The sequence below is a fragment of the Rahnella sp. BIGb0236 genome (assembly GCF_004364755.1).
In the GTDB taxonomy this organism is placed as follows: Bacteria; Pseudomonadota; Gammaproteobacteria; order Enterobacterales; family Enterobacteriaceae; genus Rahnella; species Rahnella victoriana.
Map to the genome: position 1 here is coordinate 53811 of NZ_SOAO01000013.1, position 13928 is coordinate 67738.

Here is a 13928-nt window from a genome sequence, read left to right on the forward strand (position 1 = left end):
TCTGCTATTTACGCTTACGCATCTAACGCTTTGCTGATCTTCTCGAACAAATCACCGGACAGATTTTCCAGCCCTTTCAGCTGTTCCAGCGCCTGACGCATCAGCGCCTGGCGGTTCTGGTCATAGCGTTTCAGGCGGATCAGCGGCTCGATCATACGCGCAGCTACCTGCGGGTTACGGGTGTTGAGATCAGTCAGCATTTCCGTCAGGAACTGATAACCGCTGCCATCTGCCGCGTGGAAAGCGGAAGGATTCGCCGACGCAAAGGCACCGATCAGCGAACGGACGCGGTTCGGGTTGCCCATGCTGAATGAACGGTGATTGAGCAGTGAACGGACTTTCTCAAGCACATCGGCTGCCGGGCTGGTCGCCTGCTGGATAAACCATTTATCCATGACCAGACCGTCGTGATGCCAGCGTTCATCGTAAGCCGCCATCAGCGATTCACGGCATGGCAATTGCGCCGAGACCGCAGCGGACATCGCCGCCAGAGAATCGGTCATGTTATCAGCCTGTTCGAACTGCGCTTTCACCAACTGGTCAGCCAGCGTGACATCGGCAAAGGCCAGATAATGCAGGCAGGTGTTACGCAGTGAACGTTTACCGATATCTTCGTGCACCACGCGATACGCTGGCAGACGGTTGGCGTTATACACCGCCAGGAACTCATCGGCCATTTCAGTCGCCAGACAACGGGTAATCGCGTCATGCACTGCACTGATTGCTTCCGGATCGATAATCTCGAACAGTTCAGCAATTTCATTATCAGACGGCAGGGTCAGGATCTGCGCCGCCAGTGCCGGATCGATATTCTCATCCAGCAATACCGCACGGAACGCATCCGCCACATGCAGCGGCAGGGAAAGCGGTTGTTTCTGCTGATGACGTGCCACGTTCAGCTTGATGTAAATCGCCAGCAGACTTTGCGCCGCATCCCAGCGGGCGAAATCGTTACGGGCGTATTTCATCAGGAAGGTCAGCTGATGATCGCCCCACTTGTAATCGAGTTTCACCGGCGCGGAGAATTCACGTAATAAAGAAGGCACCGGCGGGTATTCGACATCATCAAAGACGAACGTCTGTTCCGCTTCGGTCACGTTCAGAACATTGCTGACCGTCTGGCCGTTTTGTTTCAGCGCAATCACTTCGCCCTGCGGATCATAGAGTTCGATATCCAGCGGGATGTGCAGAGGCAGTTTCTCACTCTGATCTGGCGTTGCCGGTGTTTTCTGGCTGACCGTCAGGGTGTATTGCTGTTTTTCCACATCATAGTCATCACGCACGGTCAGTATTGGCGTACCGGACTGGCTGTACCAGCGGCGGAACAGAGACAGATCCACGTTGGACGCATCTTCCATCGCCTGCACGAAATCGTCACAGGTGGCGGCGCTGCCGTCATGACGCTCAAAGTACAGCTGCATCCCGGCCTGGAATTTCTCTTCGCCCAGCAATGTATGCAGCATACGGATAACTTCTGAACCCTTTTCATACACCGTCAGGGTGTAGAAGTTGTTCATCTCAATGACTTTTTCCGGACGGATCGGGTGCGCCATCGGGCTGGCATCTTCAGAGAACTGCGCGCCACGCATCACACGGACGTTATCGATACGGTTCACCGAACGCGATCCCAGATCAGAGCTGAATTCCTGGTCACGGAAAACGGTCAGCCCTTCTTTCAGGCTCAGCTGGAACCAGTCGCGGCAGGTCACACGGTTACCGGTCCAGTTATGGAAATATTCGTGGCCGATCACCGCTTCAATACCGAGGTAATCTTTGTCGGTGGCGGTTTCGGCTTTCGCCAGCACGTATTTGGAGTTAAAGACGTTGAGGCCTTTATTTTCCATCGCACCCATGTTGAAGAAATCAACGGCGACGATCATGAAGATGTCGAGATCGTATTCCAGGTTGAAACGGGTTTCGTCCCACTTCATGGATTGCTTCAGGGATTCCATCGCCCAGCCGGCGCGGTCCAGATTGCCGCGATCGACGAACAGTTCCAGCGCCACATCGTGGCCGGAGCGGGTTTTAAAGGAATCGCGCAGTACGTCGAAATCACCGGCGACCAGGGCAAACAGGTAGCAAGGTTTCGGGAACGGATCCTGCCATTTGATCCAGTGTTTGCCGCCTTCCAGCTCACCCTGATCAATGCGGTTACCGTTGGAGAGCAGGTACGGATAGCGGGCTTTATCGGCCACGATGCGGGTAGTGAAACGTGCGAGCACATCCGGACGATCGAGATAATAGGTAATGTGGCGGAAACCTTCGGCTTCACACTGCGTACATAAGGCTTCACCGGAAAGATACAGGCCTTCCAGCGCGGTATTTTTGGCCGGATGGATTTCGTTCACAATCGCCAGTTCAAAGGCTTCCGGCAGACCGGTAATTTCCAGCGCACCTTCTTTGACCTGATATTGCGGCCAGTCCTGACCGTTAATTTTGACGCTGATAAGCGTCAGATCTTCACCGTTGAGCACCAGCGGTGCGCCTTCTGCACCCTGTCGCTTGATCTGGCTGATGGCAGTCACAAGGGTCTTCTGTGCATCAAGCTCGAAATTAAGGTCAATATCCGTGATGGTGTAGTCCGGCGCACGATAATCATGGCGGAACTTGGCTTGTGGCAATTGAGTCATAAAAAACCTTTTGACGTTTTTGTTAATCGTAATGACGTATCTCTAAACTCTAACACAGGCATCAGGAAATCCCAGATTGTTGCCGGTTTGTGAGTGCATATGCGCACCTTTCAACCAAAACACAGAAATTTCTGCAAAACGGTGTTTTTGCCCGTTCAGCGCGCAATCAGATCCCCATCACATATTTGAGCGATAAAACTGTACTTTTCATCAGGCCGGTTTGCGCAGTTTTTTATGCTCTATTTTCTTCTTCATTACATAAATTCAATATTGAAATCCGATCAGGAGTCATTAGCATGATCATGAATACGACGAATCACTGAGGCTACCCCAAAATGAGTCACACCTGCGCCCCGGAACCGGGAATAACAGAACAAAAAACAATATATAACAATACATTATCCGCCCGCATTGATGCACTCCCGCCCTCTGCCGGACTCTGGCGATTCATCATTTTGCTCTCGCTCGGCGGCTTTTTCGAACTTTATGATCTTTTCCAGACGGGATACATAAGTTCAGGATTAATCGCAGAAAACATATTTCATGTCGGAAGCGCCGGTGTCTTCGGTATATCCGATCAGGCGGCGTTCGCTTCTTCCACATTTTTGGGTCTTTTTTTCGGGGCCAGCCTGCTGGCGCCCAACGCAGACCGCTTCGGAAGGCGCATGACATTTATGTTTGCCCTGGCGTGGTATGGCTGTTTTTCTCTGCTGATGGCATTTCAGAACAGCGCGGAAGGCATTATTTTGTGCCGTTTTCTGGTCGGGATTGGCCTCGGACTGGAACTGGTGACAATAGATACCTATCTGACCGAATGGGTACCGAGCCATCTGCGCAGTCGTGCGTTTGCCTTCGCCTTCTTTATACAGTTCCTTTCCGTGCCTGCGGTTGCGCTGATGTCATGGTGGCTGGTGCCGCAAACCTTCTTCGGTCTGACCGGGTGGCGTTATGTGGTGATTGCCGGGGCGCTGTGTTCGCTGATTATCTGGTTTGTACGCAAAAATTTACCTGAATCGGCCCGCTGGCTGGCACAGCAAGGGCGGCATGAAGACGCGCATCATGTGGTTACGGCGATGGAAAAACGCTGCGGCGTGACCCGCAGCCCGGCCTATGTTGCAGAAGAAAATACGGGGAATTTACCGCGCAAAGGCACATTCAGGGAGATCTGGTCACCTGAATATCGCCAGCGCACCCTGATGCTGACTGTGATGAACTTTTTCCAGGCCATTGGTTTCTTTGGATTTGGTAACTGGCTACCGGCCCTGCTTTCCGGCAAAGGCACAACGGTGACGCACAGTTTGCTGTATGCCTTCTTTATTACCCTCGCCTATCCGCTCGGATCGCTGATTTGCAGCCGCTACGCCGATAAGATCGAGAATAAATGGCAAATCGTGCTTTCATCGCTGATGACCGTGGTTTTCGGCACGCTGTTCGCCTTGCAGAATAACCCTGTGATGCTGGTGATTTGCGGTTTCCTGATCACGTATTCCAATGCCTGGCTGACGTTCAGTTATCACGCTTACCAGACAGAAGTGTTTCCGACGCATATTCGTGCGCGTGCCGTGGGCTTTTGCTATTCCTTCAGCCGGTTATCCACGGTGTTCAGCAGCATCCTGATTGGCCTGATTTTGCAGGCCGCCGGGACACAGGGCGTTATCGCCTTCATTGTGGTCAGCATGCTGATCGTGATGCTGGTGATCGGTATTTTCGGACCGAAAACCCGGGGCATCAATCTGGAAAATATCTGATCGTTTACTATCGTGAACAAACGTAGCGAATTGAACATGGAAAAAACGGGGTTTAATCGCCCCGTTTTTTTCTTTCAAATTGTCAGATTGATTAAATGTATGTAATCAATTTGTGCTTTATTTAATCCGAAAACTCGCCTGTTTGCCTGAATTACCTGCGTTTAAGCACATTTAAGCCTCGACCATTCACAGACAATTATGATGTGATGAGGGTTCTTTAGCGGGATAATACGGTATACTTCACAGACTTTGCTGTTTTATCCAGAACGTTTTTTTTACGGAACGGTTGTTTGTGTTCAAACACTCAGTTTCTGACGAGGATGCTGTAAACGCGCTATGACTCCATACGCCTCCCCGATTTTGACTTCGCTGTTAGATACCGATGCCTACAAGCTTCACATGCAGCAAGCGGTCTACCATCGCTATCGCAACATCAGCGTCGTGGCCGAGTTCCGTTGCCGTGGCGATGAACTGCTGGGCGAATATGTCAGTGAAATCCGTCAGCAAATCCAGATGATGAGTCACCTGGCGCTCACGGACGATGAGTTCATCTACCTTTCCGGCCTGCCATTCTTCACGCAGGATTACCTGAACTGGCTGAAAACTTTCCGCTACAACCCTGAGCATGTCACCGTTTCTGATCGCAACGGGCATTTACACGTGCGTATTGAAGGCCCGTGGCGCGAAGTGATTATGTGGGAAGTACCGTTGCTGGCAGTTATCAGTGAAGTGGTTCATCGCCAGCGTTCGCCGCAGGCTACCGTGCAAATGGCGGTTGACCAGCTGCGCAGGAATCTCGCTCGCTTTAAGGAACAGGCTTCAGATATTGATCTCTCTGCGTTCCGTCTGATGGATTTCGGCACCCGCCGTCGTTTCTCCGGTGCGGTTCAGGAAGCCATCGTCAGCACGCTGAAGAATGAGTTCCCTTATCTCGTCGGTACCAGCAATTATGACTTAGCACATAAACTGCAACTGACGCCGGTCGGCACTCAGGCTCATGAATGGTTCCAGGCGCATCAGCAAATCAGCCCGGTGCTGGCCAACAGTCAGCGCGCCGCCTTACAAGCGTGGCTGGATGAATATCCCGATCAGCTCGGAATAGCCCTCACCGATTGCATTACGATGGATGCGTTCCTGCGTGATTTCGGCAGTAAATTCGCCAATGCCTATCAGGGACTGCGCCACGACTCCGGGGATCCGGTGGAATGGGGTGAAAAAGCCATCGCTCATTATCAGGCGCTGGATATCGATCCGATGACCAAAACGCTGGTGTTCTCCGATAATCTGGATCTGGATAAAGCGCTGCATCTGTATCGCCATTTCCATCAGCGGGTGAACCTGGTATTTGGTATCGGTACGCGCCTGACCTGTAATATTCCGGATGTGAAACCGCTGAATATTGTGATCAAGCTGGTGCAGTGTAATGGCAAACCTGTCGCGAAACTTTCGGACAGTCCGGGCAAAACGATTTGTCAGGATAAAGCCTTTGTCAAAGCGCTGCGCAAAGCCTTCGATCTGCCGCTGGTCAAAAAAGCCTCCTGAGCCATCACGGCGCGCCGGAGAAATCGGGCGCGCTGTGTGCTTTTTCTTTCCTTTATATAGTTATGATCTAATTCTGCTCGGCTTTTATTCACTCTCTCAATATTTCCCCGTGCTCCCGCCATTTACGCCACAATTCTTCTCCGCTGACGACGATTTCTGCTTGTGTCCTGAGAAAGGCTAAGTAACATAGCAAAATCCCTATTTACAGGGTGTCCAATATTTCTTAGTCAACATATATAAAGAAAGAGAGAAATCTATGAGCGTTGTGCCTGTAGTCGACGTACTGCAAGGCCGTGCTGCGGTTGACAGTGAAGTCACCGTACGCGGTTGGGTACGTACCCGGAGAGATTCTAAAGCTGGTATCTCATTCGTCGCCGTTTATGACGGCTCCTGCTTTAATCCATTACAGGCCGTCGTCAATAATTCTCTGCCCAATTATAATGAGGACGTTCTGCGTCTGACGACCGGCTGTTCTGTGGAAATCACCGGGAAAGTTGTCGCGTCGCCAGGCGAAGGTCAGAGTTTTGAACTTCAGGCCACCGTTGTTAACGTGGTGGGCTGGGTGGATGATCCTGATACCTACCCGATGGCGGCAAAACGCCATAGCATCGAATACCTGCGCGAAGTGGCTCACCTGCGCCCGCGTACCAACCTGATCGGTGCCGTTGCCCGTGTGCGCAACACCCTGTCTCAGGCGATCCACCGTTTTTACAACGAAAACGGCTATTTCTGGGTATCGACTCCCCTGATCACTGCTTCCGATACTGAAGGCGCGGGTGAGATGTTCCGTGTTTCCACGCTGGATCTGCAAAACCTGCCACGTACGGACAAAGGCGAGATCGACTTCAGCGAAGACTTCTTCGGTAAAGAGTCCTTCCTGACCGTATCCGGCCAGCTGAACGGCGAGGCTTATGCCTGTGCCCTGTCTAAGGTTTACACCTTCGGCCCGACGTTCCGTGCAGAAAACTCCAACACCAGCCGCCATCTGGCTGAGTTCTGGATGGTTGAACCGGAAGTGGCCTTTGCCACACTGGACGATATCGCATCACTGGCAGAAAACATGCTGAAATATGTTTTCCAGGCAGTGCTGAACGAACGTGCAGACGACATGGCTTTCTTTGCTGAACGCGTAGACAAAGATGCGGTTGCCCGCCTTGAACGTTTTGTAACCTCTGATTTCGCGCAGGTGGATTACACCGAAGCAGTAGAAATCTTAATGAATTGTGGCCAGAAATTTGAGAACCCGGTTTCCTGGGGTGTAGATCTTTCTTCTGAACACGAACGCTATCTGGCAGAGCAGCATTTCAAAGCGCCGGTTGTGGTGAAAAATTACCCGAAAGATATCAAGTCCTTCTACATGCGTCTTAACGATGACGGCAAAACTGTGGCGGCCATGGATGTTCTGGCGCCGGGGATTGGCGAAATTATCGGTGGCTCGCAGCGTGAAGAACGTCTGGATGTTCTGGACATCCGGATGGAAGAAATGGGTCTGAATAAAGAAGATTATTGGTGGTATCGCGATCTTCGTCGTTACGGCACTGTGCCTCACTCCGGTTTCGGACTGGGCTTTGAACGTTTAGTCGCTTATGTGACCGGTGTTCAAAATGTGCGTGATGTAATCCCGTTCCCGCGTACACCACGTAATGCAACCTTCTAATTAATTAAACTATTTTTAATTAACAGAATCGTTACATAACTAAGGCCAGCATTGCTGGCCTTAGTCATTTTCAAAGATAGATCCCTGTCACAAAGTTCCGTAAAATACACATTTTGAAATACATTTTTTCTAACTGAAACATATTTAGTAATTTAGTAGCATTTTCGCTGTAGATTAAGCTCACCACGGATGGAATAGTGCGTTCAGACACAGGAGACACCAAACTCTCATGAATAGTTCCGCAAAGAATTATTTACGGCAGTGGCAGGTGTCCAAATAAAACCAATGAGGGTAATAATAATGATGAAGCGCAATATTCTTGCAGTGGTAATCCCTGCTCTGTTAGTTGCTGGTGCAGCTAATGCGGCAGAAGTTTATAACAAAGACGGCAACAAACTGGATTTGTACGGTAAAGTTGACGGCCTGCATTACTTCTCTGATGACACCGGCAACGACGGTGACCAGACTTACGTTCGTTTCGGCTTTAAAGGCGAAACTCAGATTACTGACCAACTGACCGGTTACGGCCAGTGGGAATACAACGTTCAGGCTAACCACGCAGAAAGCATGGGCGACGAAGGCAACAAAACCCGTCTGGGCTTTGCTGGTCTGAAATTTGGCGATGCGGGTTCTTTCGACTACGGTCGTAACTACGGCGCCGTCTATGACGTTGAAGCATGGACCGATAACCTGCCAGAATACGGCGGCGACACCTACACCTACACTGATAACTTCATGGTTGGTCGTACTAACGGCGTTGCAACTTACCGTAACACCAACTTCTTCGGTCTGGTTGATGGCCTGAACTTTGCTCTGCAATATCAGGGTAAAAACGAGAACGACGACCGTGGCGTGTCTAAACAAAACGGCGACGGTTATGCAATCTCCACGACTTATGACATCGGCGCAGGCGTAAACCTGGGTGCAGCATACGCGTCTTCTGACCGTACTGATGCGCAGACTGCTGATGGCAACGGCGACAAAGCTGACGTCTGGACTGTTGGTGCTAAATACGACGCTAACGGCGTATACCTGGCAGCAATGTATGCAGAAACCAACAACATGACTCCGTTCGGTAACACTGAAGCGGGTAACGGCGCAGACAACGGTAACCGTGATGGTTTACAGCAATTCGCTAACAAAACTCAGAACTTCGAAGTGGTTGCACAGTACCAGTTCGACTTCGGTCTGCGTCCTTCTGTAGCGTACCTGCAGTCTAAAGGTAAGAGCCTGAACAGCACTTACGGCGACGACCAGGATCTGGTGAAATATGCTGAAGTGGGTGCGACTTACTACTTCAACAAAAACATGTCTACCTATGTTGACTACAAAATCAACCTGCTGGACGAGAATGACTTCACCAAAGCTAACGGCATCGCAACTGACGATATCGTCGCACTGGGTCTGGTTTACCAGTTCTAATATCGTTTAACGATTCGCTTACGAGCGTATCAAAGGGATATCAAGGCAGAGCTTCGGCTCTGCCTTTTGCATTTGTGGACTTCGACGCCTTCGTTTTTCTGCCTCCTCCCATAAAATATTTTAATCTCCCACGCCTTCTCACAACTCTGCTTTCTTTTTGCCGCAAACGGTTGGCAAACGGGGACGCTGGCGTTAACCTGATGCCCTCTTTCGTCATATCAGGCTAATGGACGTTTCCAACATGTTTGAAAAAATCACTGCAGCACCTGCCGACCCGATCCTGGGTCTTTCCGATCTTTTCCGCGCTGATGACCGCTCAAATAAAATCAATCTTGGGATTGGTGTTTATAAAGATGAAACGGGTAAAACGCCGGTTCTGGCCAGCGTGAAGAAAGCCGAACAATTCCTGTTGGAAAATGAAACCACTAAAACCTATCTGAGCATCGACGGATTGCCTGATTTTGCCCGCTGCACGCAGGAACTGCTGTTTGGTAAAGACAGCGCGGTCATCGCTGATAAACGTGCACGTACTGCCCAGACACCAGGCGGTACCGGTGCCCTGCGCATCGCTGCTGATTTCATCGCGACACAAACCAGCGCCAGACGTGTATGGGTAAGCAATCCGAGCTGGCCGAACCACAAAGGCGTGTTCTCTGCTTCCGGTCTCGAAGTCGCAGAATACAATTATTATGACGCCGCCAGTCACAGTCTGGATTTCGACGGCATGCTGAAAAGCCTGAGCGAAGCCGTTGCCGGCGACGTGGTGTTATTCCACGGTTGCTGCCATAACCCGACCGGTATTGATCCGACGGAAGAACAATGGGCACAGCTGGCAGAACTGTCAGTGGCTAAAGGCTGGTTACCGCTGTTTGATTTCGCCTATCAGGGCTTTGCAAAAGGCCTTGAAGAAGATGCGGCTGGCCTGCGTCTGTTCGTGGCAAACCATAAAGAATTACTGGTCGCCAGTTCTTACTCGAAAAACTTCGGGTTATATAATGAGCGCGTCGGCGCCTGTACGCTGGTCACTGCCGATGCCGAAACGGCAGAACGTGCGTTCAGCCAGATGAAATCGGTTATCCGCGCAAACTACTCCAACCCGCCGTCACACGGCGCAGCGGTAGTGGCGACTATTCTGGGTAATGATGCCCTGCGCACCTTGTGGGAGCAGGAACTGAGCGATATGCGCCAGCGTATCCACCGCATGCGCCAGTTATTTGTCAGCACATTGCAGGAAAAAGGCGCACAGCAAGACTTCAGCTTTATTATTAATCAGAACGGTATGTTTTCATTCAGCGGCCTGACGAAAGATCAGGTGCTGCGTTTGCGTGATGAGTTCGGTGTGTATGCGGTGAATTCAGGCCGTATTAACGTCGCGGGTATTACGCTCGAAAACATGGCCCCGCTGTGTGAAGCGATTGTCGCGGTGCTGTAAAAGGTAAGCGTTGTTGCTCGATTAAAAAAGCCCGTCAGGAAACTGACGGGCTTTTTGTCTTTCAGATATGCGTTTTTACCAGACCGGCATTTCATCCTGCAGGAAAGGATTGGTTTTGCGCTCATAGCCAAAATCAGACATCGGGCCATGACCGGGAATAAAGACGATGTCATCGCCGAGTGGCAATAGTTTCGTTTTAATGGAATGGATCAGCGCCTGATGATCGCCACGCGGGAAATCACTGCGCCCCACGCCGCCTTTAAAAATCACATCACCGGAAACAGCGATACGCGCTTTATCATTGATGAAGACAATATGACCCGGCGTATGGCCCGGACAATGCAGCACCGACAACGTTTCTTCACCCACGCTGACCGTATCGCCCTCTTCCAGCCAGGTATCCGGCGTCAGCGGGTCGCAATGATCAAGACCAAACATCTGGCTCTGCGTTGGCAGCGCATCAAGCAGGAACTGATCTTCTTTCTGAGGTCCGATGACCGGCACCTGATAATGGGCGGCCAATTCTGCCGCCGCACCGACGTGATCGAGATGGCCGTGGGTCAGCAAAATTTGCGTGACCAGAACGCCTTTGGCAGACACTTCCCGAATAATTCTTGCGGCTTCACCGCCCGGATCGACAAGCGCGGCCTGATTGGTTTTGGTACACCAAATCAGTGAGCAATTCTGGCTGAACGCCGTGACAGTAATAAGATGGATTTTCATAAGGCTCCACAAAATGGCCTGCATATCTGCAGGCCATTAATAACACACATCACCAGGTCCGGGCGGGGCCGGTATCGATGTGCACAAAGTTACTTCGTGGATAATATCCTACACCACCCATCCGCATTTTTAATGCTGCTTTGCGGATATTACTCAGTTCGATGCCCTGAATATGGAAATCCATTGCCTGCCCGAGGGTGTGATAACTGTGTTTCGCTACCCCGCTTCCCGGTTCACGCATACTGTTATTGGTTGCCAGTGAACGATAGCCGGAAATCAGTTGAACCGGTTTATTGGTTCCGCCCAGCATGACCTGCAAACGGTAAAGGTGATCGAACAAGGCAGGATCGATAGTCTTAACTTTTTCCGCGCGATAGTCCCTGAACAAATGATTCAACCGGGCCAACTCATCCTTGTTGTAACGCTTTCCATCAAAAAACTCGGTTTTGAGGGTTTCGCCGGTATTTATATTATTAACCACTAAAATACGGGGACGAGGCGTGGAAAGAGTGGCGAATGCACGACCTGGAAGCAATGCAATCCCCATAGCGGCACTGCCCAGTGCCAGCCATTTACGGCGATGTTTGTCGATTTCATTCATGTACAGTTTACTATCCGATAAGAGAGTCAAAAATAGGTCACAGAACGGACCGTTTCGAACCTTAACTGGCAAATTTCAGCGAGTCAAGGGACCCCGATATGCAAAACGAGCGTGCCAGGGGCTCACGCTCGTCATATGGCCAAATACTCTGACCGTTATCAGACTAGTTTTACTGCATTTATTGGAGCAAAATTTCTGCCTGAGGCAAAATTTGTGCACCCGATCTCACTGTCGCATCATAATTGTAAATATCTGTGCGGAACTGCGGCTTACCGTCATCCGCCACCCACGCTGTCAGATAAAACAGTTTTACCGGTATATGATGGCGTATCGCCACATAAGTGGTATTGCCGCCCTGTAAGGCAGACGAAATACGGGTGTCATTCCAGCCAGCATCCTGCAACAGCATATTGGCTAATTCCGATGCTTTATTTACCCTCACACACCCTGAACTCAGCGCGCGAATATCCTTGCTGAAAAGATTATGGTTCGGCGTGTCATGCAGGTAGATGGCATCAGAACTTGGCATATTGAATTTATAACGCCCGAGGGAATTATTCGCGCCCGGTGCCTGACGAATGCGATACGGGAAATGGCTCGGTGAAACCATCGCCCAGTCAATCATCGACGGGTCGATCACTTCGGCGTCATTGCTCCAGCCGGACAACACCTGATAACCATGTTGCTGGAAGTACGTCGGATTATTCATGGCCTTCGGCATAATATCTTCACGCACCAGCGTAGTCGGCACATTCCACGGCGGATTCACCACCACGTTATTGAGCGCACTGCTCATTAACGGCGTTTTGCGGCTCGGACGCCCGACAATCACACGCGAAGACAGCACTTCATTGCCATTGAGGTAATAAGTGAGCTGATAGTTCGGGATGTTCACCATGATACCGGTGTTTACATTGCCCGGCAGAATACGCAGACGCTGAATATTCAGCGCCAGCAAGGTGGCCCGCAATTGCGGAGACGCATTCAGCCACTGACGCGTACGCGCGCCGATAACTCCGTCATCCTCCAGCCCCTGCCATTTCTGGAAGCGTTTTACTGCGTCGACTAATTCAGGGGTGTACTGATTATTCGCCACTGCCACCGCAGGGGCTGGCGCAGGCGTTTCAGCATTCTGTACCGACGGCAGGACGTCCTGCACCGAGGTCGCAGACGGGCTGACGGCTGGCGTGGATTGCTGGGCTTTATCCGCCGTTTCATCGACAGATAAATCGTCATTGGCGGCACTACCCGGCGCATTTGGCGCGATCGTTTCGTCCGTCGGTTTTGGTGATTTGTTCTCTTCCGGTGAGGCGACCATCATGCCGGTGCGGGTGAGAATCTCCCGTAACGCAGGCACATCATCGCTGATTTGGTCCGGACGTAAACTGGCCGTTCCGCTCATGACCGGCCACGGACGGTTATCCGCCAGCATGGTTTTCAGCGCATCATGCATTTTGCTGTAATAAGGATGTTGTGGTGCCAGCGTCGATAAATAATGTGCGGTGGTGCCCTGACGCACAGCCAGCTGCCACTGATTCATCACCGTCAGTGAAGGCGTGGTCATTTTGTATGGCGTCGTGCTGTATAACCATTTCTCGCCATTGGCTTCCACGCTACTGGTAAACTGCAAATAGCCCAGCATCGCATCCGACAACACCACATCGCGCGCCATGCCTTTTACTTCCGGATCTGTCAGCCATTTCACCCATTGCGTGAACTGAGGCTGGATGCCCGAAATCGCCAGCTCAGCTAACTGTTGCTGGAATATCTGCACGGTTTCCCGATCATTCCACATAGGTTGCATATGGTTCGCCGCATAAAGCGATGACAGGGACGACAGATACAGCGGCCGGATCCCTCGCGGCAGCAGTTCCGCCTGAAGCTGACTCATGCTCTGCACGCTGGACAGCGTGGTTTTCCCCAGCGGCATCGTCGGTACCGTCGCCCAGGCTGCAAACCATGGCGACAGGCCGCTCGCCAGCAGACAGCTGGCGACTAAAAACCTGAGAGACCTTTGATTCATCAACATCTTCCCTTGCCTCCCGATAAAGTGCCCAATTTAATCCGCAAAATTGAGCCAGCAGCTCTTGGATTAAGTATATAAAGAGATTTCTTTTTTTGCGTAGGAACTCAATGAAATAGAGTCCGCGTATAACGTAAAGACTCTAAGCCA

9 protein-coding genes are annotated in these 13928 nt (G+C 51.2%); 5 read left to right on the plus strand and 4 right to left on the minus strand.

The genetic code is table 11. The features are described 5' to 3' along the window. Nucleotides 1–14: 14 nt before the first annotated feature. Nucleotides 15–2630 (minus strand): aminopeptidase N, encoded by a 2616-nt coding sequence (gene pepN / locus EDF78_RS20880; RefSeq protein ID WP_133823830.1) that lies wholly within the window; start codon nucleotides 2628–2630, stop codon nucleotides 15–17. Between the two features lie 335 nt (nucleotides 2631–2965). Here pepN and EDF78_RS20885 point away from each other — a divergent pair, with 335 nt between their 5' ends. From EDF78_RS20885 to EDF78_RS20905, 5 genes are all read left to right on the plus strand, one after another. Then, nucleotides 2966–4378 carry an MFS transporter gene (locus EDF78_RS20885; RefSeq protein WP_095922593.1) on the plus strand — a complete coding sequence of 471 codons (1413 nt, stop codon included), beginning with the start codon at nucleotides 2966–2968 and terminating at the stop codon, nucleotides 4376–4378. 336 nt (nucleotides 4379–4714) lie between these two features. Next, nucleotides 4715–5920 carry a nicotinate phosphoribosyltransferase gene (gene pncB / locus EDF78_RS20890; RefSeq protein ID WP_095922594.1) on the plus strand — a complete coding sequence of 402 codons (1206 nt, stop codon included), beginning with the start codon at nucleotides 4715–4717 and terminating at the stop codon, nucleotides 5918–5920. Between the two features lie 256 nt (nucleotides 5921–6176). Next, nucleotides 6177–7577, plus strand: coding sequence for an asparagine--tRNA ligase (gene asnS / locus EDF78_RS20895; protein ID WP_095922595.1), 1401 nt, complete (start codon nucleotides 6177–6179; stop codon nucleotides 7575–7577). 300 nt (nucleotides 7578–7877) lie between these two features. Next, entirely contained in the window at nucleotides 7878–8999 is a 1122-nt protein-coding gene (ompC, locus tag EDF78_RS20900) for a porin OmpC (protein ID WP_278248211.1), read from the plus strand. Between the two features lie 241 nt (nucleotides 9000–9240). After that, the gene (locus tag EDF78_RS20905; protein WP_131693718.1) at nucleotides 9241–10431 is read left to right on the plus strand and encodes an amino acid aminotransferase; all 1191 of its coding nucleotides are present in this window, start codon (nucleotides 9241–9243) and stop codon (nucleotides 10429–10431) included. Nucleotides 10432–10506: 75 nt separating this feature from the next. Here the strand turns inward: EDF78_RS20905 and EDF78_RS20910 are convergent, their stop codons facing one another. From EDF78_RS20910 to ldtD, 3 genes are all read right to left on the minus strand, one after another. After that, nucleotides 10507–11154 carry an MBL fold metallo-hydrolase gene (locus EDF78_RS20910; RefSeq protein WP_133823831.1) on the minus strand — a complete coding sequence of 216 codons (648 nt, stop codon included), beginning with the start codon at nucleotides 11152–11154 and terminating at the stop codon, nucleotides 10507–10509. A 49-nt stretch (nucleotides 11155–11203) separates the two neighbouring features. After that, a complete protein-coding gene (locus EDF78_RS20915) occupies nucleotides 11204–11755 on the minus strand; it encodes a YcbK family protein (RefSeq protein WP_095922598.1) in 552 nt (183 codons plus the stop codon). A gap of 178 nt (nucleotides 11756–11933) precedes the next feature. Then, nucleotides 11934–13784: a L,D-transpeptidase gene (gene ldtD, locus EDF78_RS20920; protein WP_119822228.1), complete on the minus strand. Its 1851-nt coding sequence runs from the start codon at nucleotides 13782–13784 to the stop codon at nucleotides 11934–11936. Nucleotides 13785–13928: the final 144 nt, after the last annotated feature.